This is a genomic window from Nonomuraea sp. NPDC003707 (assembly GCF_053587055.1).
The window spans coordinates 539,302-563,110 of record NZ_JBSFNK010000006.1 but is presented as its reverse complement, the minus strand read 5'-3'; the positions used below and the strand labels follow the sequence as shown (position 1 = coordinate 563,110).

Sequence of the window (23,809 nt, the reverse complement as noted above, 5' to 3'; positions counted from 1 at the left end):
TCGGAGTGGCAGGTTCGGCGTGTCCCGGCAGGGCTCTCCACGGGCAGACTTGTACCCATGAACCGGGAACTCGGGGCATTTCTCCAGGCCCGCAGGAACGAGGTCACGCCCGAGGACGTGGGCCTGGCGAGCGGGCCGCGCAGGCGGGTGCGCGGGCTGCGCCGCGAGGAGCTGGCCGAGCTGGCGGGCATCAGCGTCGAATACCTCGTACGCCTCGAACAGGGCCGTACCGCCCAGCCGTCCGCGTCCGTGATGGACTCGCTGGCCAGGGCGCTGGACCTGAGCGAGGCCGAGCGGACGCACCTGTTCGACCTGGCCGCGCCGCGGCCCCGCAGGCCGCGGCCGTCCGGCGGGGTGCGGCGGGAGCTGGTGGAGCTCATCGACCGGATGACGGACATCCCGGCCATGATCTTCGACCACCGCCTCGACCTGCTCGCCTGGAACCGGCTGGCCGACGCGCTCTTCCCCGGCCTCTGCCGTCCCGGCGCCAACCTGGCCAGGTACAACTTCCTCGCCGAGCCCGACCTGTACGCCGACCGCGAGGAGGTGCTCCGGGCCACGGTCGGGCAGCTCCGCCTGGCCACCGGCCGCCACGCCGACGACCCGGCCCTGACCGCCCTGATCGGCGAGCTGTCGGTGCACAGCCATCGGTTCCGCACCCTCTGGGCCGGCCGCGTCGTCAAGGAGCGCACCAACGGGGTCAAGCGCTTCACGCATCCGGTGGTGGGCGAGCTGGCGCTGCGTTACGAAACGTTCGACCTGCCGGGCGGGTCGGGGCAGCGGCTCAGCCTGCTCCACCCCGAGCCGGGCGGCGCCAACGAGGAGTCGCTGCGGCTGCTCGCCTCGTGGTCCGCCTAGCAGGGTCCGCCTAGTACGTGGGGGCGGTGCGGAACGCCTCGATGAGGTGCGCGCGTACCCTGGCCACCGCGGGCTTGGCCAGCGCGCCCGAGCGGACGGCCAGGTAGCCGGTGTTGATCGGGGCCTCGTCGGGCTCGGCGAGCGTGACGAGCGTGCCCGCCGCCAGGTCGCGGCGGCACAGGTAGGCGGGCAGCACGGAGACGCCCATCCCGGCCCGGACGGCGCTGAGCACGCCGCGCAGGTCGGGGATGACGACCTGCGCCGCCATCGCGGGCCGCCTGCCGAACACGGAGCGCCAGTAGCGGCGCACGATGGGCAGGTCCTCGGCGTAGGCCACCAGCGGCACCGCCGCCAGCTCCCTCGGCCCCACCCCGGCGAGCCCCAGGGACGGGGCGGCGATCAGCAGGAACTCCTCGTCGTAGAGGGGGTCCGCCTGGACGCCGCGCACCCGGGGCCGGATCGTGGAGATCACCAGGTCCAGGCGCCCGGCCGCGAGGTCGGCCAGGAGGTCGTCGGACAGCCCGAGCGTCGTGCGGAGCCGCAGCCCGGAGCGCACCAGCGGGGCGAGCATCGGCATCACCTCCTCGCACAGGAACTCGGCGGGCCCGCCCAGGTGCACGGCCGCGTCCGAGGGCAGCTCCGACTCCACCACCCCGTCGAGGGCGTCCAGCGAGGGGGCCACCCGGCGGGCCAGCTCGTCGGCGGCCGGCGTGGGCGCCACCCCGCGCGGCAGCCGGTCGAACAGCGGCCGGTCCAGCACCGACTCCAGCGTCTTGACCTGCGCCGTCACGGCCGGCTGCGACAGGCCGAGGGTCTGCGCGGCGGCCGTGATGGAGCCGGTCCTGTGCACCGCGAGGAACGTCCGCAGCAGGTCGAGCGAGATTGGCGACATATCACTATTCTGATACCTAAGACGATATTTCGTTATTTGTTACTTATGGCGGGACGGGGCGACGATGTGAGGCATGAACAAGCGCATTCTCATCGCCCTGACCAGCCATGACGACCTCGGCGGCGTCGAGCGGACCGGATACTACGTGCCCGAGGCGGCCCACCCCTGGGAGATCTTCCGCAAGGCCGGCTACGAGGTGGACGTCGCCAGCGTGCGGGGCGGGCAGCCGCCCCAGGACGGGTTCGACGCCGGTGACCAGACCCAGGTGGCCTTCCTCGCCGCGATCGGGGAGCGCGACACCGACCGCCTCGCGGACGTCGACGCCTCCCGTTACGACGCCGTGCTCTACGCCGGAGGCCACGGCACCATGTGGGACTTCCCCGACGACCCGGACGTCATCCGCGTCGGGCGCGAGGTGTACGAGCGGGGCGGCGTGGTCGCGGCGGTCTGCCACGGCCCGTCCGCGCTGGTGAACCTGACCCTCTCCGACGGCTCGTACCTGGTGGCGGGCAAGCGGGTGGCGGCCTTCACCAACGAGGAGGAGCGGCTGCGCGGCGTGGCCGACGTGGTGCCGTTCCTGCTGGCTGACAAACTGGTGGAGCGTGGCGCCGAGCACGAGCCGGGCGCCAACTGGCAGGCTCAGGTCGTCGTGGACGGCAGGCTCGCCACCGGCCAGAACCCGGCCAGCGCCGCGCCCCTCGCGGAGCGCGTCCTCGACGTCCTCGCCGAACGGCGGGACTGAGGAGCGGAATCGCCGCCGGATGGCGGTTGTCTGCCACGGCGCGGGCTCTGACCATCGAGGAGTGGCCCCATAGAAGGGATATCAGATGGCATTCCACCCCAACCTCGACCCAGAGATTCGCGCCTTTCTCGAGCAGACTCCGCTCCCGACGTTCGACACGGCGAACCTGACGCCCGAGGAACTGCCCGGGCACCGTGCGCAGATCAACGCGTTCCTCGCCGCCGCGCCGCCGGCCGGCAGCGACGTGGTGATCGAGGACCGGCACGTGCCGGGGCCCGACGGCGCTCCCGACGTCCGGGTACGGATCTACCGCCCCGCGGGCGGCGGTGAGGGACGCCCGGGTCTGTACTGGATCCACGGTGGAGGGATGATCATCGGCACGCCCGAGATCGACGAGGCGATGATGATCGGCTACGTCGAGGAGCTCGGGTGCGTGGCGGTCTCCGTCGACTACCGGCTGGCGCCCGAGAACCCCCATCCCGCGCCGGTCGAGGACTGCTACGCCGGGCTGGTGTGGACCGCCAAGGCGGCGGGCGAGCTGGGCATCGACCCGGCCAGGATCGCGGTCGGCGGCGCCAGCGCGGGCGGCGGGCTCGCCGCCGCCACCGTGCTGCTGGCCCGCGACCGGGGCGGCCCCGAAGTGGCGTTCCAGCTGCTCGTCTGCCCGATGCTGGACGACCGCAACATCACCCCGTCCAGCCACGAGTTCACCGAGGCGGTGGTCTGGGACCGCAGCGCGAACCTCTTCGGCTGGACCGCCCTGCTGGGCGACCGGATCGGCACCGACGACGTGCCCCCGTACGCGGCTCCTGCCCGGGCCACGGACCTGGCCGGGCTGCCGCCGGCGTTCATCGACGTCGGTGAGCTGGAGGTGTTCAGGGACGAGGACGTCGACTACGCGCTGCGGCTGTCGCAGGCGGGCGTGTCCACCGAGCTCCACCTCTACCCGGGGGCCTTCCACGGGTTCGACGGGATGGTCCCGGACGCCGAGCTGTCCAAGCGGGCGCGGGCGGCCCGGCTGGCGGCGCTCAGGCGGGCGTTCACGGTCTGAGGTTGGCGCGCAGCCGTACCAGGGCGAGGGCCAGGTGGGCACGCAGGCGACCGGCCGCGTCGGCGAGCGAGAAGCCCAGCACGGACTCGGCCCTGGCGATGCGCGCGGCCATCGAGCTGTGGTGCAGGTGCACGGTGGCGGCCGCGCCGCGGACCGAGCCCGCCAGGCACAGCGCCCGCACCGCCGCCAGGGACTCCTCGCCGAGCCGCTCCATCGCCCGGACGTCGGCCAGCCCCGCGACCGCCGGCTCCGGCAGGTCGGCGAACAGCGCCAGGGCCCCCAGCTCCGACCAGCGCATCACGCGGTCGTGCGGGCCGGTGAAGCGGAGCGCGGTCCGCGCGCCGGCCCACGACTCGGCCGCCCGCGCGCCCGGCAGCTCGGGCCCGATGCCCACCCGCGACCCCTCCGGAAGGTCGCGGGGCAGGGTGGTCGCCACCAGGACCGCTTCCGTGTCGCCGATCCTGGTGGCGCGCACCTGGTGACCCATGGCGCGCAGGCCGGCGGCGAGTTCCCGGTCCGGCCCCCGGTCCGGCCCCCGGTCCGGCAGGGCGATCGCCAGCGCCTGGAGCGGGGTGGAGGGGGCGAAGCCGAGCAGGCGCAGGGCGCGGGCGCGTTCGGCCTCGCCGGTCTCGGCCGACAGCACCAGCTCCACCAGCGCGGGGTCCTGCCCCGCGCGCGCCAGCGCGGCCGCGCGCTCCAGGGTGACCTCGGCCGCCACCGCGTACCGTTCGAGGACGATCTCGTCGAGCCCGTGCGCCGGCCCCTCGCGCTCCATCCAGACCGCCCCGAGCCCGTCGCTCAGCTCCCTGACCTGGTCCGGGGCCTCGCCGGGCGTGTCCACGGCGCCGCGGGGCGACGTGCGGGTGCGGCGGCCGGTGGCCGCGTCGAGCAGCCCGACCGGGCATTGCGCCAGCCGCGCCGTGGCCGCGAGCAGCGTGGGCACGCTCACGTGGTCGCGAAGCAGCGAGTCGAAGTAGGCGATCACCCGCACCGCGCTCTCCGCGTCGGCGTCGAGCGTGGACAGCTTCAGCAGCAGTCCCTGCATGGCCAACAGACTATGTCCGTAAACCGCTGTTCGGGTTACCAAGCGTGCGCTAGGTTGGTTCTGTGGATCTCGACTTCTCCCCGGCCGAGCAGGGCTTCCGTGCCGAGGTTCGCGACTGGCTGCGCGCGCACGTGCCGGGACCGCTGCCGTCCATGGACACCCCCGAAGGCTTCGCCGCGCACCGCGCCTGGGAGGCGCTGCTGGCGGACGCGCGGCTGTCCGTCGTCTCCTGGCCCGAGGAGTACGGCGGGCGCGGCGCCTCCCTGATCGAGTGGCTGATCTTCGAGGAGGAGTACTGGGCCGCCGGAGCCCCCGCCCGGGTCACCCAGAACGGCATCTTCCTGCTGGGCCCCTCGCTGATGCGTTTCGGCGCGCCCGAGCAGCGCAGACGGTGGCTGACGAGAATGGCCAGAGGCGACGACGTGTGGGCGCAGGCCTGGTCGGAGCCGGAGGCGGGCAGCGACCTGGCCGCCCTCACCTCCCGCGCCGAGCCCGTGCCCGGCGGCTGGCGCCTGTACGGGCACAAGACGTGGAGCTCGCGGGCCGCCTACGCCACGCACGGGTTCGGCCTGTTCCGCACGTCGGGGACGCGGCACAAGGGGCTGACGTACTTCCTCTTCCCCCTCTCCGACGTCGCCGTGCGGCCGATCGCGCAGCTCGACGGGCTGCCGGGGTTCGCGGAGCTGCACTTCGACGGGGTGTTCACGCCCGATTCGATGGTGCTCGGCGAGGCCGGCGAGGGCTGGCGGGTCGCGATGGCCACCACGTCCTCCGAACGCGGCCTCACCCTGCGCAGCCCCGGCCGCTTCCTGGCCACGGCCGACCGGCTGGTCGCGCTGGCCCGATCCTCGGGCGACCCCGTGGCGGCCGACCGGGCCGCCAGGTGCTGGACCGAGGCGGAGGCGTACCGGCTGCACACGTTCGCGACGGCGCGGCGGCTCATGGCGGGGGAGGAGATCGGGTCCGCGGCCAGCATGGGGAAGGTGTTCTGGTCCGAGCTGGACCTGCGCATGCACGCCCTGGCCATGGAACTGCTCGGGGACCGGGCGGGGGAGGAGGGCTGGCTGGACGGGTTCCTGTTCTCGCTGGCCGGGCCCATCTACGCGGGTACGAACGAGATCCAGCGCAACATCATCGCCGAACGGGTCCTGGGGCTGCCGAGATGAACTTCGGATTCACGGACGAGCAGCTCGCGCTGGCCGCCACTGTGCGGGACGTGCTGCGGGCGCACTGCCCACCGGCCGCGCTGCGGTCCGAGCGGCGGCCGGCGTGGGAGCGGCTGGCCGCGCTGGGGTTCTTCGGCCTGCTGGCGCCTCCCGAGTCCGACGGGCTGGGGCTCGGACTGGCCGACGTCCTGCCCGCGCTGGAGGAGACCGGGCGGGCGTGCCTTCCTGGGCCGGTCGTCGAGACCGCCGTGGTGGCGCCGTACCTGCTGCCGGACAACCCCAAGCTGGCCTCCGGCGCGCTGTGCGTCGCCGTGCTGCCGCCGGGGCAGGCGTACGCGCCGGACGCCGACCTGGCCGACCTGCTGCTGGTGGCGGGGGACGGCGGGTGGCGCCTGGTCGCCAGGGAGTCGGTACGCCTGGTGCCCAGGACCGGGGCGGACCCGTGCCGTCCCGTGTTCGAGGTGGCCTTCGACGAGTCCGAGGAACTGGGCGGCCCGGCCGCGCCGGCGCTGCGGCGGGCCGCGGTGGCGACGGCGGCGCAGCTCATCGGGGTCGCCAGGGAGCTGCTCGCGGTCACCGTCGCGTACGCGCGGGTGCGGACGCAGTTCGGTGCGGCGATCGGGTCGTTCCAGGCGGTCAAGCACCAGCTCGCCGACGCGGCCGTGGCGGTGGAGTTCGCCGCGCCGCTGGTGCACCGGGCGGCCCTGTCGGTGGACCGGGCCGCCGAGAGCGCCGACCGGGATGTGAGCGCCGCCAAGGCCGCCGCGGGTGAGGCCGCCGTGCTGGCGGCCCGGGTGGCGCTGCAGGTGCACGGCGCGATCGGCTACACCGAGGAGCTGGACCTGCGGTTCTGGCTCGCGCGGGCCTGGTCGCTGTCGGCCGCGTACGGCACCACGGCGGCGCACCGGGAACGCGTCCGAACCGCTCTCCTGGGCGGCGACCTGCGGAGGTGGCCATGAAGTTCGGAGTGCCGCTCGGACTGGTGCACCCGGACGCGTGGAAGGACGTGGCGGTGGCGGCGGACGAGCTGGGGTTCGAGTCGGTGTGGCTGCCCGAGCACCTCGTCTTCGCCACCGACCTGTCGCTCGCCCATTACCCGGGCACGTCCGACCCGGGGATCAAGCCCGGCACGCCGCTGTTCGACGCGCCCGCGTACCTGTGCTGGCTCGCCGCCTTGACCTCCCGCGTCCGGCTCGGTACGGCGGTGCAGCTCCTCGCGCTGCGCCACCCCTTCGTGTCCGCCCGCGCGTTCGCCACCCTGGACGTGGTCTCGTCGGGACGGGCGATCTGCGGGGTCGGCGCCGGCTGGTACCGGGGCGAGTGGGAGGCGGCCGGCGTCGAGTTCCGCACCCGGGGAGCCCGGCTGGACGAGGCGATCGAGGTGGTCAGGCGGCTCTGGAGCGAGCCGGTGGTCACCCATTCCGGGAGGTTCTACTCGTTCCCCGAGGTCGCGTTCGAGCCCAAGCCGGTGCAGCGGCGGCTGCCGGTGCTCGCGGGCGGCGAGTCGGCCGCCGCGCTGCGCCGGGCCGCCCGGCTCTGCGACGGGTGGATCAGCATGCCGCACACCCTCGAGTCCATCAAGCCGCAGCTCGACCGGCTGGGGGCGGGGGTGCCGGTGACCGCGCACGCGTACGCGCTGGCCTCGCCCGACGAGGTGCCCGCCTGGGCGGCGCTGGGCGTGGAGCGGCTGATCGTACGGCCCTGGAGCCGCAGCCGGGACGCGGTGTCCCGGCTGGCCGCCTTCGCCGCCGACTACGGGGTGGGGGCCGCCCCGTAAAGGTCGCTTCGTGAGGGTCGCCCCGTAAGGGTCGCTCACGCGCGGTGGCGGCCCCGCCTCCGGGGCTGACCGGGCGTGCTCCGGCCGGGCTGGCCGGGGGCGCTCCTGCCAGGCTGACTCGGGGCGCTCCTGGCCGGGTGGCTGGAGGCGCCCCTGCCGGTGCCGCCCGCGCCGACCAGCTGGCGCTCGTCCTCGCGCCGGTGCGGCTGCGGTGACCCGGCGGAGGCGTGGCGGCGGCCCGCCAGCGGGGCGTCCTGCGCGAACGGCTGCGCGCCGCCGATGTGCACGCCCTGGGTGGGCGCCGGACGGCGGTGCCGGCGGCCGCGCAGCGGGAGGTCGGTCGTTCCTGGCTCGTCGGAGGGGCGCCCGAGGCGGCGGCGACGTCCCTGGTACGTGGCGCCGATGTCGAAAACGTCGTCGCTCCTGCCGTCGGTCGGGCTGAAGGCGTCGAACGCGCTGGTCGCCTGGGGGATGACGATGCGCTCGAACGGCCCGGTGTCCACGAAGCGCTCCAGCGGCCCGGTGTCCACCAGGATCTCGACCGGCCCGCTCCGGGCGGGCTCGGCCGGCCGGGAGGCGAAGAAGGCGTCGAAGGGGTCGGCGTCCGTGGCGAGGTCGAAGGGACGCGTGTCGAGCGGGCGCCTGCGGCGTCCGGTGGCCCGGGCGGCGGGCTGGACGGCTTCCAGGGCCGTAACCGGCTGGAGGGCTTCCAGGGCGGCGGTGTCCAGGGTCGCGGTCGGCTGGAGTGCGGCCGTTCGGCGGCTCGTACGGACCGGCTCGACCTCGACCGCGAGCTTGCGGCGGCGACGGCGGCGGTTGGCGGCAGGGCTGGGCGTCGTGGCCCCAGCGGTGACCGGGGCGGCCCGCAGGCGGCGGGTCTTGGCCACGGCGAGCAGGGCCAGGGCCGCCACCAGGGCGGAGCCGACCAGCGTCGGCGAGGAGATGGCCGGCATCGGGCCGGTGGCCGAGGCGTCCGCGTGCGTGGGGATCGGTTCGGCGGTCGCCGCCGTGGTGTCGGCCGTCGCCGGCTTGGCGTGCTTGGCCTTCTTCGGCTGCTTGGGGCTCTCGGCGGTCGTGCCGTCCGAGGCGGAGCCGGTGGCGACCTTGGGGGAAGCGGGCGTGGGAGCGGCCTGAGGCTCCTTCTTCGCGGGGGAGCTTCCGGTCTCAGGGGCCCGGGCGGGCTCCTGGATCTCGCTTTGGGGGATCAGGGAGGTGAGCAGCTCGTTCCCGGAGAGCTGCTGGAGCGCACCGACGTCGGTGCCCGGCCCCGGCTGCAGGGCGGCCTGCTCCTCGGCCTTCTTCTGCGCCTCGCGCTGCTGCCGGGCCGCCTCCTCGTCCAGGCGGGACTTGATGCGCTCCGGGTAGCCGTACCCGACGACCTTGCTTGTGTCACGTTCCTTGCGCTTGGCGACGCCGCCGTCGATGTTGCCCTCGATGGTGAAGATCGTGTCACCCTCGACCCTCGTCACGATGCCGACGTGGTCGATGTTGTCGATGCTGTTCGAGCCGCTCCAGTCGTAGAAGACGAACGCCCCGGGCTTGGGCTTGTGGCCCCACGCCCCCTGCTCCTTGAACCACTCCGCGTGCGACACCGTCCACGCGAACTGCCCGATCCAGTCCTCGTACCCGAGCTTGTGCGCGGCCCACGAGAGGTACATGTCGCACCATGGGGCGGAGCTGTAGTCGGCGTCGAACTCGACGTTCTTGCCGTACCAGTTGCCGAACTTGGTGTACGCCCCTGATTTCTCGGCATACCCGAGCTGGCTCTCCAGCAACTCGATGTACTTCTGCATCTCTGGCGTCATGGAAGTATGGGGACACCTTCCGGGCAAGCCGGTTTGTCCGCATAGATCCCGGGTAAAGGGACACCCTGTGACTACTGGGACAAAACCGGAGGCTTGTCGTCTTCCGTGATGAGCGAGGCTACCGTGCCGTCCCGGCAGGTCAAGCCAGTACCAAGAGACGTTCAAGCTTTCCTAGACCAAGAACCCGCTGGTCAAAGATGCTGCCAGAAATGTCCAAGCTAAGGAGGTTTAATCCAAAAAGATCTACCTTGTCCCAGGTGAGAGGCTTGCCCCGAGTCAGTACCCCGCGCCCGTGAGCAGCCCGCCGTCCACCGTGAACTCGCTGCCCGTGCAGTAGCTGGCCCGATCCGAGGCCAGGAAGGCCACCACGTGGGACACCTCCACCGGCTTGGCGAAGCGCTTGATGACCATGGACTTCACGAAGGCGTCGGCGTCGACCTCGTTCATCATGTCGGGGTCCATCGCCATCGAGGTGTTGATCGCGCCGGGATGCACCGAGTTCACCCGGATCTTGAACCGGGCCAGCTCCCGTGCCGCCGACTTGGTCAGCCCGCGCACCCCGAACTTCGACGCCGAGTACGCCGACAGCCCCTCGGCCCCGACGTAGCCCTCGATCGAGGAGATGTTCACGATGGCGCCCCGTCCGGCCGCCTTCATGGGGTCGATCACCGACTTGATCCCGAGCCAGGTGCCCTTGAGGTTGACGCCGATCACCCGGTCGAAGTCCTCGGGTGACATGTCGCTGATGCGCCGAAATTTCAGGATCCCGGCGTTGTTGACCAGTACGTCCAGCCGGCCGTGCAGCTCGGTGGCCGTCGCCACCGCCCGATCCCAGTCCTCGACGCTCGTCACGTCGTGATGGACGAACGCGGCCCCCGTCTCCTCGGCCAGCGCCTTCCCCTCCTCGTCCAGCACGTCACCGAACACCACCCGAGCCCCCTCCTCAAGGAACAGCCGCACGTGCGCCGCCCCCATCCCGCGAGCGCCACCGGTGATCAACGCGACCTTGCCCTCAAGCAACCCCATAACGCCCTCCAGCCGCGACGGCCACCGCCGCCGACTCCATGGAGCGGTAGACGGGGATCCCCGCCTCCGCCGCGATCCGCCTCACTTCGTCCTCGACCCCCGGGGGCGCGCACTCGCCGTTCCTGGTGACGAGGGTGATCCTGGTGCCCGGCAGCGCGGCCTGCGCCTGCGCCACGGCACGCGTGTAGGCGTACAGGGGCTCCGCCGCGTCCCCGTACGTGAAGAACGCCTGGACGTTCACGTGCAGGACCACGTCGCCGTACGGCCTGCACCGCAGCAGCGCGGAGACCACCTCGGGCACGAGCCCGGCCCGGCCCAGGGGCCCGACCGGCACTTCGAGCGGGTTGCCGGAGGCCACCACCCCGAGCCCGCGCAGCGCCTCCAGCGCGTCCGGGGGCAGCGGGTCCAGCCGTACCCCCGCCAGGTCGAACGCGTCCGCCGCCAGCACGCTCGCGCCCCCGCTCGGCCCCACGACCAGCACGCCGCCGGAGGCGGCGCCTGAGCGCGAGCCGTGCGCCTGGAAGTACGCCAGCACCCCGATCAGATCGTCCTGGCCGGCGACCAGCACCGCCCCCGCCTGCTCGGCCACCGCCTCCCACACCCGCCGGTCGCTCACCATGCCGCCCGTGTGGGACGCGGCCGCCTCCTGCCCCTGCCCGCTCCGCCCGCCGACCAGCAGCACCACCGGCAGCTCCGCGGCGCGCAGCGCCTCGAACAGCTCGCGCCCGTCACGCGGGTCCTCCAGGTACAGCCCGACGGCCCGCGTCTCCTCGTCCCGGGCGAGCCAGCGCAGCAGCTCGGCGGGGGTCACGTCGGCCGAGTTCCCCACGGTGACGACCCGGCTGAACGCCAGCCCGCGCCGCTCCCCGACCTTGATCACCTCGCCCGCGAGCCCGCCGCTCTGCGAGATCAGCGCCACCGTCCCGGCGGGTCCGAGCCCGCCCCCGACGAACGTCTGCCGTCCCCGAGGGCTGTACACGCCCATGCAGTTGGGCCCCAGCAGCCGCGTGCCCGCCGCCCGCGCCGCCTCGACCAGCCCCTCCTCCAGGTCCGGCCGGCCGGTCTCGGCGAACCCGCCGCTCATCACCTGCACGAACGGCACCCCGCGCGCCTCCCGCAGCACGTCGGCGCAGCGTTCGGCGGGCACGGCCACGAGGGCGTAGTCCACGTCCGCCTCGGCGAGGGACGGCACGGCCGGCACCCCCGCCACCTCGGCCGCCGTCGGATGCACGGCCACCAGCGGGACGCCCGCGGCGCGGTAGAAGCCGAGGAACATGTTCCCGAAGTTCGGCCTGGTCGTGGAGGCCCCGACGACGGCCACGGCCTTGGGCTCGAAGAGCGGCAGGAAGTCCGTCGCCGCGCGGGACGCGCCCGCCACGGGTCCCGGGGAAGGCAGGTAGCGGGCGTCGACCGCGATCACCCCGGAAGGGCCGGCGATGACCGGGTTCAGCTCGAACTCGCCCAGTTCGAGCCGTTCCCACAGCCCACCCGGGCCGCCGACCGTCATGAGCAGCTTGACCACCGCGTCCACGTCCACCGGCGGGCCGCCGCGGCTCCCGTACAGGACGGAGGACCCGCGCAGCGACGCCAGCATGCGCCGCGCGTCCTCCTCCGAGATCGGGCAGAGCCGCAGCGCCGTGTCGCGCAGCGCCTCCGTCCACACCCCGCCCAGCCCGGCGAGGAGCACCGGCCCGAACCCGGGGTCCCGCACCAGGCCCACGATCAGCTCCACGCCGGCCTCGGCCTGTTCCTCGACGAGGAAGCCCGCGACCTCCAGCCTGGCCCGCATGGCGGCCGCCGCCGCGGCGAGGTCCTCCCTGGAGAGCCCCAGCGCGACGGCGCCGACGTCCGACTTGTGCACCAGTCCCGGGCCGAACGCCTTCAGCACCAGCGGCTCGGCCAGCTCCCTGGCCCGGTCGAAGTCCAGGTCGTGCACCACCACCCCGCGCGGCACCGGCACCCCGGCCGCGCTGAGCAGCGCCTTGACCTCGTGCTCGTACGCGCTCACCCGAGCAGCTCGCGGATCTTCCCGCGCAGCAGCTTGCCGGGACCGCCGGAGGCGTCCTGCGAGTGCGGCAGCGCGTCGGCCACCACGATGTGGTCGGGCCGTTGATGGGCCGGCAGGGTGTCGGCCAGCGCGAGCGCCAGCTTGGACGCGTCCAGCGTGTGGCCCGCCCGCGGCACGACCGCCAGCAGGACCTCCTGCTCGGAGGCCCCTTCGGGCACTCCCACCGCGCCGGCCTCGGCCACGCCGTCCAGCGCCGAGACCGCCTCCTCGATCACGACCGGCTGCGTCCAGACGCCGCCCTTGAGTATCGAGTCCTCCCGCCTGCCCAGCACGCGCAGCACGCCGTCGGGGGAGAGCGTGCCGAGGTCGCCGCCGACGTACCACTCGCCGCGCAGCACCTCGGCCGTCCGCTCGGGCAGGCCGTCGTAGCCGGTCATGCGGTGCGGTCCGGCCAGGTTGATCTCGCCCACCTCGCCGACCACGCGCTCGCCGTTCGGGTCCGTGATGCGCACCGCGTTGCCGGTGCGGGGACGGCCGGAGGAGCCGAGCGGGATCGTGCCGTCGTCCACGCGGCCCATGCACGTGTACGGGGCCTCGGTCTGGCCGTAGTAGGAGTACACGCCCGCCTGCGGCAGCCTGGCCTTGATCCGTTCGAGCATGGTCGCGGTCAGCGGCTCGCCGCCCAGCATGATCACCTGGATGGACGACAGGTCCACGTCCTCGTGCTCGGGGGACGCGAGCAGCGCCGCGTAGAACGAGGGGATCTGCGAGAGATGCGTGACCCGTTCGCGGGGGACGACACGCAGGAAGTTCGCCGGGCCCCAGTCCTGCTCCAGGACCAGCCGCATCCCGGCGTACAGGGCGGGCCCGACGATGGCCGGGAAGCCGATGCCCCAGATGATCGCGCCCGTCCCGAACACCGAGTCGGGGCCGCGCGGCACGTCCAGCCAGATCTGCGCCGTGGCCAGCGACGACGCGTGCGTGTGCACGACCGCCTTCGGCAATCCCGTCGTGCCCGAGGTGTAGTAGAGGGCCAGCGGGTCGTCGTACCAGCCGCTGATCGGCGGCTCCTCGTCGGAGGCGCCTTCGAGCTCCCGCACGTCGATCCACGTGGTCACGCCGGGCAGCGAGTCCCTGATCTGCGCGACCACGCCCTCGACCGTCGCGTCGTACACGAACGCCGTGCACCCCGAGGCCGCCACCACGTCACGCAGCGTCTCCACCGGCCAGTACGGGTTCAGCGCCGCCGTCACCGCCCCGATCTTGGCCTGCGCGAGGTAGACCTCGGCCACCCGCAGCGTCTCGTTGAGCAGCGCCGCCACCCGCCGGCCCGGCCCGACCCCCTTCTCCAGGAGGGCGTGGGCGCGGCGGTTGACGTTCCTGTTGAGCTGGTCGTAGGTGAAGCTCTGCTCGCCGCAGTACGTGAGCGCGACCTGGTCGGGCGTGCGCAGCGCTCCGGCGGTCAGGATCGCGTGGCCGTAGTTGCCGTAAGGTGATCGCGCCATGGGGGAGGCCTCCAGTCAGAGGGGCTGATAGAGCACGAAGACGTTTCCTGAGGGGTCGCGCAGCACCGCCCGGATCTCGTGCGGCCCCTTCTCGGGCTCCCGCACCACCTCGCCGCCGCGTTCCGTCAGCCCCCGCACGGCGTCCGCCACGTCGTCCACCTTGTACGACGGCGCGACCGAGGTCGTGACGTGCTCCGCGGGCCCGGCCAGCGCCACGGTGACCCCGCCGCCGTCGAGCGCCGCGAACCTGTCGCCGTCCCTGAACTTCACCGGCAGCCCGTAGAAGGCGATCGCCTCGTCCAGGTTCGCGACGGGGATGAGCACGTTGCCGAGCTTCACACGGGCCTCCAATGGGGGAGTTCGTCGATGAACGTCACGCGTACCGGCATGCCGACGCGTACCTCGCCGGGGGCGCACCCCACCACGTGCCCGAACGCCCGCACGCCGGCCGGCAGGTCCACCCAGGCCATCACGTACGGCTCCCGGCCCCGGTAGGCGGGGGCGAACGAGCGGTGCACGACGGTGAAGGTGTGCACGACGCCCTCGCCCTCGACCGGCTCGAAGACGAGCTCCCCGCCACCGCACCAGGGGCAGGCCGCCTCGGGGAGGTGGACGCGGCGGTCGCAGGACGTACAGCGCTGGACGACCAGCTCGCCGCGCCTGCAGGCGGCCCAGTACGCAGAGGTGTCACCGCTCATCGCTTGCCAAGCTAGCGCACGCTTGGTTGCCCCACAAGGCCCTCACCCGGCCGCTAAAGGGGTGGCTCCTCCTCGGGCGTCGAGAGGAGCATCATGGGCTCCTCGGAGGGCCGGCCGGTGGGCTCGTCCGACGATCGGGCGAAAGATTCCTCCGACGGCGTAGGCGTCCCGACGGCCGTCCTGCTGTGCTCCTCGCTCGGCGTAGGCGTAGGTGTAGGCGGGTGGGGAGTCGGCGTAGGCGTGGGGCAGGCGGGACCGTCGACGGCGACCTCGCTCACCTGCGGCCCGTTCCCCGCCGCCGGCTCCGTCATCACCACGATCCCGACATACGCCCGCTTCCCGCAGGGAACGCCCCCAGGGTCATGCGTGACGGCACTGGTGTAAGCCGTGCTCCCCCGTAGGGTCCGCGTCTCCTGCCGCACCGTCCGGGCCGCCCCGCCCTCCCCCTCCCGCCGCGTGTACGAGATCCGCAACCGTACGGGCCCCGTGCCGTCCGCCGAGACCGTGATCGCCCCCGCCGTGCCGCTCCACCCCACGATTCCGGCGGCCCGCACCGCGGTCGGACGCGGCACCGAGGTCCCGCCCTGCCGCACAGTGGGAGGAAGGCTGGGAGGAGGGCTGGGGGGAGGGGAGACCGTGCGCGCGGGCGTGCTGCGCCGGGGAGCCGCGGAGGTCCGGGTCCGGGTGGGCGTGGCCGCGTCCACGGGCTCCGGCTCGGTCTGTGCCGTCTTGGGCGGCGGCATCAGGATCGTGCCAGGCCCGGGAGGCATGCGCCCGCCCGACATCATGAGCGAGATCGCCACGGCGGCCACCGTCGCCCCCGCCACCCACAGGTACGGCGGCAGCCGGGGCATCCGCAGCACCCGGTCCCGGAGGGTGGTCGTGACTCCGGAGGCCCGCTCGGTCCTGGCCAGCGGGAAGCGCAGGGCCAGCAGCGTGGCCAGCTCGCCCAGATGCCGCCGCCCGCGCTTCTCCCAGTCCGGGCCGTACCCGGCGACCGCGTCCTCCTCCAGCTCCGCCGCGAACTGCCGGGCCGAGGCGTACCTGGTCGCCGGGTCCTTGGCCATCCCGCGCCTGAGCAGGTCGCGCAGCGAGTCGGGCGCGACCTCCAGCGGCACCGGCTCCACCAAGTGCTTGTCCCGCACGGCCGGGACGTCCAGCGCCCCGTCCTCGCCCTCCCTGACGGCCCGGTACGGCGGACGCCCCCTGACCGCCTCGAACAGCACGCACGCCGCCGCGTACACGTCCGCCGGTGGCCCCGCCCGGTCCTGCGTCCACAGCTCGGGCGACATGTACTCGGGGCTGCCCGCGGGCACGCCCGGCTCCTCCGCGTGCACGACCACGCCGAAGTCGGCCAGCTTGCTGGTGCCGTCGGCCTGGACCAGGATGTTCTCCGGCTTGACGTCGCGGTGCGGCACCCCTCGCTCGTGCGCGGCGGCCAGGGCCAGCAGCGTGCTCTTCAGCACGGTGAGGGCCGCCTCCGGGCTGATCCCGCGGTGCTCGTCCAGCAGCGTACGCAATGACACGCCGTCCACCAGCTCCATGACGACGGCCGCTCTGGTGGGGGTCTCGACGTACTCGTAGAGCCGGACCACGTTGGGGTCGTCGATCTCGACGAGCTCGTGGGTGTCCGACCGGAAGCGGTCCATGAACTCGGTGTCCCTGCGCAGGGTGGCGTTCAGGTACTTGATCGCCACGTAGGCGCCGGTCTGCTGGTAGGTGGCGAGGAACACGCGGCCGGTGCGGCCCGCGCCGAGCTGGCGAACTTCACGGTAACCAGGGACCAAGTCGAACCCCCATCAGCAGCCGTCATCGATTCGACGGTCTCACCCGGGGTTCGGGTTGTCACGACTGGAGATATTTCGCCGGGCGTTAATGCGAAATAACCCTGTGGCGCGGGTGATATGCTGAGGCGTCCCAAGCAAGCGCTCGGCTAAATCGACGGAGGTCGCCTGTGGAGCGCGTGGCCGTGCTGGTGATGGAGATGCAAAGGGGCGTCGTCGGCGATCTCACGAAATTTCCGGATCTGGTGGAGGCCTGCGCGCGGCACGACGTCGTCGCCAACGCCGCCCGCCTCCTCCACACGGCCAGGTCGGCCGGCATCCCGGTGATCCACTGCACGGCGGCCTTCCGCCCCGACCGGTCCGGCTCCCACGCGGACAACTGCCCGTTCATCGTGGCCCTGCTCAAGGACCCCGGCCACATGCTGGAGGGCACGGCCGCCACCGAGGTCCTCCCGGAGCTGTGGGACGGCGGCGACCTGGAGAGCCGCCGCCACCACGGGTTCTCCCCGTTCACCGGCACCTCGCTCGACATGACGCTGCGCTCCCTGGGCGTCTCCCACGTGGTCGCGCTGGGGGTCTCGCTCAACCTCGGCATCCCCGGGCTCGCGCTGGAGGCGGTCAACCTGGGCTACCGGGTGACCGTGGTCAGGGACGCGGTGGCGGGCATCCCGGAGGAGTACGCGCAGGCCGTACTGAAACACACGATCAGCCTCCTCGCCACCCGCGCCACCACCGCCGACCTGGTGGAGATGTGGAAGTGATGGACGGGCTGCGCCTGGACGGGCGCGTCGCGGTGGTCACCGGGGGAGCGGGCGCGATCGGCGCGGCCATCGCCACGGACCTGACCGCGCTGGGCGCGGAGGTCGTCGTCGCCGACGTGGACCTGCCGAACGCGGAGAAGGTGGCCTCCGGCCTGCCCGGCGCGCGGGCGCTGGCCGTCGACCTGACCTCGCCGGCGTCCGTCGCGGAGTTCGGCGGCGCCGTGGGTCCCGTGGACATCCTGGTGCACAACGCCGGGGTGTCGATCGTGGAGCCGTTCACCGAGAGCGACCCGGCGAACTGGGACCTCATGTGGCAGGTCAACCTGCGCGGGCCGATGCTGCTCACCAAGCTGCTGCTGCCGGGGATGGCGGCCAGGGGGCGGGGGCGGCTGGTGTTCATCTCCTCGGACGGGGCCAGGGCGGGGTCGGGCGGCGAGGGCGCGTACGCGGCGACCAAGGCGGGCCTGTTCGGCCTGGCCAAGACGATCGCCCGGGAGGCCGCCAAGGCGCACGTCACCTCCAACGTGGTCTGCCCGGGCCCCACGGACACGCCGATGCTCCGCCGGGTGTCGGCGGCCGAGCCGGGGCTGGTGGACAGGATCGCGCGGGGCATCCCGCTGCGCCGCCTCGGCACGCCCGCCGACGTGGCGGGCCTGGTGTCCTACCTCTGTACGGACCGCGCCGCGTACATCACCGGGCAGACGCTGTCGGTGAGCGGCGGCGTCACGATGCAGTGAGCGATCATGCGGCGGTCAGAGCGAGTCGTAGACGGCCTGCACCAGGCGCAGGCCGCGCAGGTTGCCGGAGACGGCGTTGGCCATCTTGTTCATGACGTAGCCGATGCCCAGCCCGCGCTCCGGGTCGCCGACGCCGAGGGAGCCGCCCAGCCCGGAGTGGCCGAACGCGGTCTCGGACGGCATCGGGAACGTCATCGACGGCCGCATGTAACCGAGGCCGAACGACGTGTCCAGGAAGAGGACCCGGTCGGGGCCGTGCACGCGGGGGCGTACGGCGTCCCGCAGCGTCTCGGGGCGCAGCAGGTCGCCCGCGATCAGCGACCGGTAGAACCCGGCCAGCCCCCTGGCCGTGGTGACGACCCCGGCCGCGGGCCAGCCGGCGCGCAGGATGACGGGGTGGTTCGCGCCGCCTTTGAGCCGGTGCATGCCGGGATTGCCGAGCGCCCGGTTCATGAGGCTGTGCGGATCGAGCGCGGCCTTGGCCATCTCGGCCTGTCCTTCGGTAGGTGCTGGGCCCGCACCCGTTTGGGGGCTTTCGCCTGCTTTGAGGCGGGCCGTACGGGCGATCACCGTGTCCGGCGCGCCCACCCACAGCTCCAGCCCCAGCGGCCCGGCGATCTCGGCGGACACCAGCTCGCCGACCGACTTGCCCGTCACGCGCCTGATCACCTCGCCCACCAGGAACCCGTACGACAGCGCGTGATACCCGTGCGCCGACCCCGGCTCCCACAGCGGCGCCTGATCGGCGAGCCGGGCGGCGATGGCCGCCAGGTCCCCGAACTCCTCCACCGGCACCGGCTCCTCCACCACCGGCAGCCCGCTCTGGTGCGTGAGCAGGTGCTCGACGGTGATCGCCCCTTTGCCCCGGGCCGCGAACTCCGGCCACACGTCCGCGACGGCCCCCGGGACGTCCACCAGCCCCCGCTCGGCGAGCCGCAGCAGCACGGTGGCGGTGATCGCCTTGGTGCAGGAGTAGGCGAAGGCGGGCGTGTCGTGCTCCCACGGCCGGCCCGTGTGCCGGTCGGCGACGCCGCCCCACAGGTCCACGACCAGCTCGCCGTCCAGCTGGACGGCGAAGGCGGCGCCCAGCTCCGCCCCGTCGGCGAGCTGCCGCTCGAACACCTCGCGCACGCGGGAGAACCGCGGATCGCAGTGCATCACACCTCCGTGTGAGACAGGAGAAAGGAAGCGCTTACTTGGTTCACGAGCCTAACAACTGGGGACGATTCGGCCCAGACGATCAGCGTGGCACCCTCAACCTCCTCACCCCGGCCGTGGTGCTCGACGCGCTGCGCAGCGCCACCACGGGCGAGGTGCTGAGCCTGGCCATGCCGATCAGGGGCGCCACCTCCTCGCCCGCCCCCACGACGGTGCCGCACCTGCCGGGCCGCCCGCTGCCGCAGCACTTCATGTCCGTGGACGGCGGCGACTACGCGGCCGGCGCCCGCGCGATCGGGGAGGGCCTGTACGTGGCCGACGACGCGCTGGTCGTCAGCCACCACGGCACCACGACCCACATGGACGCGCTGTGCCACATGTGGTCCGGCGACGAGCTCTACAACGGCCACCCGGCGGCCCGGGTCCGCTCCTACGGGGCGACCAGGTGCGGCATCGAGCAGGTGGGCGGCGTGGTGGCCAGGGGAGTGCTGTTCGACGTGCCCCGGCGACTCGGCCTCGACCACCTGCCGGCCGACTTCCGGATCCCGGCCGAGCTGCTGGCGGAGATCGCCACGCCGCGGCCGGGGGACGCCGCGGTGATCCGTACCGGGTGGCCCGCGGTGTGGGGGCGCTCGCGCGAGGAGTACTGGTCGGGCCAGCCCGGGCTGTCGGCGGAGGCGGGCCGCTGGCTCGCGGCGCACGACGTGTCCGTGGTGGCCTCGGACAACGCCGCCATCGGCGGGCTCAACGCCCGCGGCCTCGCCGACGAGGGCCTCGCCGACGACCTGCACCTCATCCTGCTGCACCGGCACGGCGTCCACCTGATCGAGATGCTGTGGCTGGAGGAGCTGGGGGAGAGGGGGTGTACGGAGTTCGTGTTCGTGGTGGCGCCGCTCAGGATCGAGGGCGGCACGGGCAGCCCGGTGACCCCGCTGGCCATCCTCTGACGTTCCCGCATATTTCCTAGCTCGTTTGGATATTTCGTGATCGACCGTTAACCCCTGACTTCGATGGTCTGTCCCGGTAAAACCCCCTTGCTAGGAGACCCATGCGCCGCCTCGCCCTCGTTGGCCTCGCCGCCACCGCCCTGACCGCGCTCGCGTCCGTACCCGCCGCGGACGCCACCACAGCCGCCACCACGGCCGGACGCGGGAACCTGCGGATCAACCAGATCCAGACCATGGCCACCCACAACAGCTACCACCGCGAGCTGACCGACGCCGAGAAGGACGTGCAGCGCAGGACCGACGCCAACTGGTGGAACCTGCAGTACTCGCACACCGCCCTGCCGAACCAGTTCGGCGCCCAGCACGTGCGCGGCATCGAGCTGGACGTCTTCCCCGACCCGCAGGGCGGCCTCTACGCCAACCCGCTGGTCAGGCGGGACGCCGGGCTGCCACCGCTGAACGACCCCGCGCTCGCCAAGCCCGGCTTCAAGGTGCTGCACTGGGCCGACCACGACTACGGCACCAACTGCTCGGCCCTGGCCACCTGCCTGCGCCAGGTGCGCGAATGGTCCGACGCGCATCCCGGGCACGTGCCGCTGACGATCCTCACCGAGTTCAAGAGCACCGACCCGGCCAAGGAGGCGATGGGTGGCGCCAAGAGCCCGGCGTGGGACACCGCGCTGATGGACGCCCTGGACGCCGAGATCCGGTCGGTGTTCCCCGGCGATCGGCTCATCACGCCCGACGACGTCCGCCGGCCGGGGCTCACCCTCGAACAGTCCGTGCTCAAGCACGGCTGGCCCGAGCTGTCCTCCTCGCGGGGCAAGGTCATGTTCTTCATGGACAACCAGGGCGAGAACATCCAGACGCCCTACAAGGCGGGCCGGCCGAGCCTGGAGGGGCGGGTGCTGTTCACGAACTCGCGTCCGGGCCGCCCCGACGCCGCCTTCGTCGGCTGGAACGAGCCGCAGGGCGCCAACACCGCGCAGATCCAGGACCTCGTACGGAAGGGGTACTACGTCCGCACCCGGTCCGACGTGCCCTTCACCGAGGCCAGGTCGGGCGACACGAGCAGGCTGAAGGCGGCGCTGGACAGTGGCGCGCAGATGGTCAGCACCGACTTCCCTGTGATCGGCCTGTCCGCCAGGAACGGCAGCGACTACGTGGCGGAGCTGCCCGGCGGCGCCACGGCCCGCTGCAACCCGGTGAACGCCCCCTCCGGCTGCCGCGACCAGACCCTGGAGCACCTCAGCCGATAGCCGGCCAGGTCACCTTTCAGTCAGCAGTCGGCCAGGTCACAGGTAGGCATCTCACCCCGTACACCGAGGCGTCGTGCTTCAGCGGCACCTCGGTGGCGGGGACGGCCAGCCGCAGGCCGGGGAAGCGCTCGAAGAGCGCCCGGTAGCCGATGCGCAGCTCGTTCCTGGCGAGCTGCTGCCCCAGGCACTGGTGCACGCCATGGCCGAACGCCAGGTGCCGCCGCGCGTCCGGCCGGTCCAGCCTGAGCGCGTCCGGATCCTCGAACACCGCGCCGTCACGGTTGATCACGGGCAGGGACAGTGCGACCGTCTCCCCCTTCCTGACCAGCTCGCCCGCCACCTCCACGTCCTCGAGCGCCGCCCTGGACGGCGCTCCCTGGTGCAGGATCGACAGCCAGCGAAGCAACTCCTCCACGGCTCCCTCCACTGGGCCCTCTTCGAAGGGCAGTCCCTCCTTCAGCAGCGCGAACACGCCCAGGGCCAGCATGTTCGCGGTCGTCTCGTGGCCCGCCACGAGCAGGATCAGCGCGACGTAGGTCAGCTCCTCGTCCGTCAGCTCGCCGGTCAGGCCGCTGATCAGGTCGTCGCCCGGCTCGACCCGCTTGCGGCGTACCAGCTCGCCGAGATACGCGGTGAGGTCGGCCGTCGCCTGCGCGCCGTCCCTGTCGGGGGTGACGAGGGCGGCGCTGCGGTCCTGGAAGAAGTCGTGGTCGCTGTACGGCACACCGAGCAGCTCGCAGATGACCAGAGACGGGATCGGCAGGGCGTAGGCCGTCACCAGATCGACCGGCGGGCCCGCCTTCGCCATGGCGTCGAGATGGTCGGCCGCGATCTGCTCGATGCGCGGCTCCAGCAGGCGCATCCTGCGCACCGTGAACTGCCCGGTGAGCAGGCGGCGGTAGCGGGTGTGCTCGGGCGGGTCGGTGGCGGCGAAGAACCCCGGCGGGGCGGGCCGGGCGGCACCGCCGGGGCGCACCACGTGCACGGCGGTGTGCTTGAGCTCCTGCCTGGCGCTGAACCTGGGGTCGCCCAGCACGGTGCGGGCCGCCGCCATCGTCGTGGCCAGCCAGCCCTGATGCCCGTCGGCCATCTCCAGCCGGGCCATCGGCGGCAGGTCGCGCAGCCGCGCGGGCGGGTCGAAGGGGCACTCCTGGTTGCGTTCGATGGGAAGTTTCATAATTTTGAGAGTAGACTCTCAGTTAAGAGTTGTATAGCAAATCGTCGTCTTCTCCTGCGATTGGACTCGGGAGGCCGTACACCGGAGAATGCGGAGTCTTGGCTTTCCCCTTGTGGATGAGGGGTTTCTACGGTCACCCGTGGAAGTTCCTGTTTCATCGCCGGTCGCCCGCCTGAGAGGACTCTCGTTGAGGTCTTACACCAGCTCCGCAGGCGTTTTACTTGTCCGCCAGCCCGGCGGCCAAGAGGTTGCGGGCCGCGTTCACGTCCCGGTCATGGATCGCGCCACACACGCAGACCCATTGCCGGACGTTCAGCGGCATCTCGGTTTGCGTGCCCCCGCACGCCGAACACAGCTTGGAGGAGGGGAACCAGCGATCCACCACGACCACCATCCGCCCATACCAGGCGGCCTTGTACTCCAGCATGCCCCGCAACTCCCGCCACGAGGCATCGGAGATCGCGCGGGCGAGCTTGCCGTTCTTCACCATGTTGCGGACGGAGAGGTCCTCGATCACGACCGTTTGGTTCTCACGGACGAGCCGAGTGGTGAGCTTGTGCAGGAAATCCCGGCGACGGTCGGCGATCCGGGCGTGGACGCGAGCGACCTTGAGCCGGGCCTTGACCCGATTGGCGCTCCCCTTGGCCTTGCGCGCAAGCGCCCGCTGTGCTCTGGCCAGCTTGCGCCGGTCGCGGCGTTTGTGGCGGGGATTGACGATCTTCTCCCCGGTGGACAGCGTGGCCAGAGCGGTGATGCCCGCATCCACCCCCACCGCCTGCTCCACCGGCGGGAGGGGAGTGAACGTTTCTTCCACGAGCAGGGAGACGAACCAACGGCCCGCCGCATCGCGCGAGACGGTCACCGTGGACGGGGCGACGCCCTCCGGCAGCGGACGCGATCAGCGAATGTCGAGCGGCGCGTCCATCTTGGCCAGCCACAGTCGGCCTTCGCGCCAGCGGAAGGCCGAGCGGGTGTATTCGGCCGACACTCGCGACTTCTTGCGCGATTTGAACGTCGGGTACTTGGCCCGCTTGGCGAAGAAGTTCGCGAACGCGGCCTGCAGGTGGCGAAGCGCCTGCTGCAACGGCACGGAGGAGACCTGCGACAGAAAGTCGTGATCGCCGCTGCGTTTCCATGCTGTGAGGACCGCCGATGACTCCCCGTAGGAGACGCGACGCCCTTCGATGGCGTAGGCGCGAGTGCGCTCCTCCAGCGCCTTGTTGTAGACGAGGCGGACACAACCGAACGTCCGGGCAAGCTCGTCAGCCTGCTCGGGGGTCGGGTAGAAGCGGTATCGGTAGGCCCGCTTCACGATCTGCGCCACAGTTAAAATTCTAGTACGCGATCAGTTACGCGCTGTGCATATGTTAGATGCCGCTGCATTGTTTCCACGTACCCCCGCCCTGAAGGACG

21 protein-coding genes and 1 pseudogene are annotated in these 23,809 nt (G+C 72.5%); 10 read left to right on the top strand and 12 right to left on the bottom strand.

The window, feature by feature from the left end; all coding sequences use genetic code 11:
- Positions 1 to 57 precede the first annotated feature (57 nt).
- Entirely contained in the window at positions 58 to 858 is an 801-nt protein-coding gene (locus ACWDRB_RS19530) for a helix-turn-helix domain-containing protein (RefSeq protein ID WP_350724444.1), read from the top strand.
- A 10-nt stretch (positions 859 to 868) separates the two neighbouring features.
- On the opposite strand, the gene ACWDRB_RS19525 is transcribed toward ACWDRB_RS19530, so the two are convergent.
- Positions 869 to 1,750, bottom strand: a complete 882-nt coding sequence (locus ACWDRB_RS19525) for a LysR family transcriptional regulator (protein ID WP_449895560.1) — start codon at positions 1,748 to 1,750, stop codon at positions 869 to 871.
- 73 nt (positions 1,751 to 1,823) lie between these two features.
- On the opposite strand from ACWDRB_RS19525, the gene ACWDRB_RS19520 reads away from it, so the two are divergent.
- Positions 1,824 to 2,492: a type 1 glutamine amidotransferase domain-containing protein gene (locus tag ACWDRB_RS19520; protein WP_355210735.1), complete on the top strand. Its 669-nt coding sequence runs from the start codon at positions 1,824 to 1,826 to the stop codon at positions 2,490 to 2,492.
- An 85-nt stretch (positions 2,493 to 2,577) separates the two neighbouring features.
- Positions 2,578 to 3,543, top strand: a complete 966-nt coding sequence (locus ACWDRB_RS19515) for an alpha/beta hydrolase (RefSeq protein WP_449895557.1) — start codon at positions 2,578 to 2,580, stop codon at positions 3,541 to 3,543.
- Here the strand turns inward: ACWDRB_RS19515 and ACWDRB_RS19510 are convergent.
- The gene (locus ACWDRB_RS19510; protein WP_449895555.1) at positions 3,533 to 4,588 is read right to left on the bottom strand and encodes a helix-turn-helix domain-containing protein; all 1,056 of its coding nucleotides are present in this window, start codon (positions 4,586 to 4,588) and stop codon (positions 3,533 to 3,535) included. The genes ACWDRB_RS19515 and ACWDRB_RS19510 overlap by 11 nt on opposite strands.
- 62 nt (positions 4,589 to 4,650) lie before the next feature.
- Here ACWDRB_RS19510 and ACWDRB_RS19505 point away from each other — a divergent pair, with 62 nt between their 5' ends.
- Genes ACWDRB_RS19505 through ACWDRB_RS19495 form a run of 3 tightly spaced genes read left to right on the top strand, consistent with a single transcriptional unit; the run spans position 4,651 to position 7,531 of the window.
- Positions 4,651 to 5,754 carry an acyl-CoA dehydrogenase family protein gene (locus ACWDRB_RS19505; protein WP_449895553.1) on the top strand — a complete coding sequence of 368 codons (1,104 nt, stop codon included), beginning with the start codon at positions 4,651 to 4,653 and terminating at the stop codon, positions 5,752 to 5,754.
- Positions 5,751 to 6,713 (top strand): acyl-CoA dehydrogenase family protein, encoded by a 963-nt coding sequence (locus ACWDRB_RS19500; RefSeq protein ID WP_449895551.1) that lies wholly within the window; start codon positions 5,751 to 5,753, stop codon positions 6,711 to 6,713. The genes ACWDRB_RS19505 and ACWDRB_RS19500 overlap by 4 nt, the downstream gene beginning before the upstream one ends.
- Positions 6,710 to 7,531: a TIGR03619 family F420-dependent LLM class oxidoreductase gene (locus tag ACWDRB_RS19495; protein WP_449895549.1), complete on the top strand. Its 822-nt coding sequence runs from the start codon at positions 6,710 to 6,712 to the stop codon at positions 7,529 to 7,531. The genes ACWDRB_RS19500 and ACWDRB_RS19495 overlap by 4 nt, the downstream gene beginning before the upstream one ends.
- Before the next feature lie 35 nt (positions 7,532 to 7,566).
- Here the strand turns inward: ACWDRB_RS19495 and ACWDRB_RS19490 are convergent, their stop codons facing one another.
- The 7 genes from ACWDRB_RS19490 to ACWDRB_RS19460 form a co-directional block, all read right to left on the bottom strand.
- A complete protein-coding gene (locus ACWDRB_RS19490) occupies positions 7,567 to 9,336 on the bottom strand; it encodes a CHAP domain-containing protein (protein WP_449895547.1) in 1,770 nt (589 codons plus the stop codon).
- A 276-nt stretch (positions 9,337 to 9,612) separates the two neighbouring features.
- Positions 9,613 to 10,362: a glucose 1-dehydrogenase gene (locus ACWDRB_RS19485; RefSeq protein WP_449895545.1), complete on the bottom strand. Its 750-nt coding sequence runs from the start codon at positions 10,360 to 10,362 to the stop codon at positions 9,613 to 9,615.
- Complete coding sequence (locus ACWDRB_RS19480; RefSeq protein ID WP_449895543.1) at positions 10,349 to 12,370, bottom strand: acetate--CoA ligase family protein; 2,022 nt, start codon at positions 12,368 to 12,370, stop codon at positions 10,349 to 10,351. Before ACWDRB_RS19480 ends, ACWDRB_RS19485 begins: the two co-directional genes overlap by 14 nt.
- Positions 12,367 to 13,875: a class I adenylate-forming enzyme family protein gene (locus tag ACWDRB_RS19475; protein ID WP_350724465.1), complete on the bottom strand. Its 1,509-nt coding sequence runs from the start codon at positions 13,873 to 13,875 to the stop codon at positions 12,367 to 12,369. The genes ACWDRB_RS19480 and ACWDRB_RS19475 overlap by 4 nt, the downstream gene beginning before the upstream one ends.
- 15 nt (positions 13,876 to 13,890) lie before the next feature.
- Positions 13,891 to 14,214, bottom strand: a complete 324-nt coding sequence (locus ACWDRB_RS19470; protein WP_355210710.1) for a VOC family protein — start codon at positions 14,212 to 14,214, stop codon at positions 13,891 to 13,893.
- On the bottom strand, positions 14,211 to 14,573 hold the full coding sequence (locus ACWDRB_RS19465; RefSeq protein WP_355210707.1) for a Zn-ribbon domain-containing OB-fold protein: 363 nt from the start codon (positions 14,571 to 14,573) through the stop codon (positions 14,211 to 14,213). Before ACWDRB_RS19465 ends, ACWDRB_RS19470 begins: the two co-directional genes overlap by 4 nt.
- Before the next feature lie 53 nt (positions 14,574 to 14,626).
- Positions 14,627 to 16,360 (bottom strand): serine/threonine-protein kinase, encoded by a 1,734-nt coding sequence (locus ACWDRB_RS19460; protein ID WP_449895539.1) that lies wholly within the window; start codon positions 16,358 to 16,360, stop codon positions 14,627 to 14,629.
- Positions 16,361 to 16,527: 167 nt separating this feature from the next.
- Here ACWDRB_RS19460 and ACWDRB_RS19455 point away from each other — a divergent pair, with 167 nt between their 5' ends.
- Positions 16,528 to 17,118 (top strand): isochorismatase family cysteine hydrolase, encoded by a 591-nt coding sequence (locus tag ACWDRB_RS19455; protein ID WP_449895537.1) that lies wholly within the window; start codon positions 16,528 to 16,530, stop codon positions 17,116 to 17,118.
- Positions 17,118 to 17,855, top strand: a complete 738-nt coding sequence (locus ACWDRB_RS19450) for an SDR family NAD(P)-dependent oxidoreductase (RefSeq protein ID WP_350725322.1) — start codon at positions 17,118 to 17,120, stop codon at positions 17,853 to 17,855. The genes ACWDRB_RS19455 and ACWDRB_RS19450 overlap by 1 nt, the downstream gene beginning before the upstream one ends.
- A gap of 15 nt (positions 17,856 to 17,870) precedes the next feature.
- Here the strand turns inward: ACWDRB_RS19450 and ACWDRB_RS19445 are convergent, their stop codons facing one another.
- On the bottom strand, positions 17,871 to 19,013 hold the full coding sequence (locus ACWDRB_RS19445; RefSeq protein ID WP_449895535.1) for a serine hydrolase domain-containing protein: 1,143 nt from the start codon (positions 19,011 to 19,013) through the stop codon (positions 17,871 to 17,873).
- A gap of 38 nt (positions 19,014 to 19,051) precedes the next feature.
- On the opposite strand from ACWDRB_RS19445, the gene ACWDRB_RS19440 reads away from it, so the two are divergent.
- Together ACWDRB_RS19440 and ACWDRB_RS19435 are read left to right on the top strand one after the other, a co-directional pair.
- The gene (locus tag ACWDRB_RS19440) at positions 19,052 to 19,960 is read left to right on the top strand and encodes a cyclase family protein (RefSeq protein WP_185071702.1); all 909 of its coding nucleotides are present in this window, start codon (positions 19,052 to 19,054) and stop codon (positions 19,958 to 19,960) included.
- A 101-nt stretch (positions 19,961 to 20,061) separates the two neighbouring features.
- On the top strand, positions 20,062 to 21,219 hold the full coding sequence (locus tag ACWDRB_RS19435; protein WP_350724477.1) for a phosphatidylinositol-specific phospholipase C1-like protein: 1,158 nt from the start codon (positions 20,062 to 20,064) through the stop codon (positions 21,217 to 21,219).
- 16 nt (positions 21,220 to 21,235) lie between these two features.
- On the opposite strand, the gene ACWDRB_RS19430 is transcribed toward ACWDRB_RS19435, so the two are convergent.
- Both ACWDRB_RS19430 and ACWDRB_RS19425 read right to left on the bottom strand, forming a co-directional pair.
- Complete coding sequence (locus ACWDRB_RS19430) at positions 21,236 to 22,396, bottom strand: cytochrome P450 (RefSeq protein ID WP_449895532.1); 1,161 nt, start codon at positions 22,394 to 22,396, stop codon at positions 21,236 to 21,238.
- 131 nt (positions 22,397 to 22,527) lie between these two features.
- Positions 22,528 to 23,720, bottom strand: a pseudogene (locus ACWDRB_RS19425) (RNA-guided endonuclease InsQ/TnpB family protein); the annotation flags it as partial.
- Positions 23,721 to 23,809: the final 89 nt, after the last annotated feature.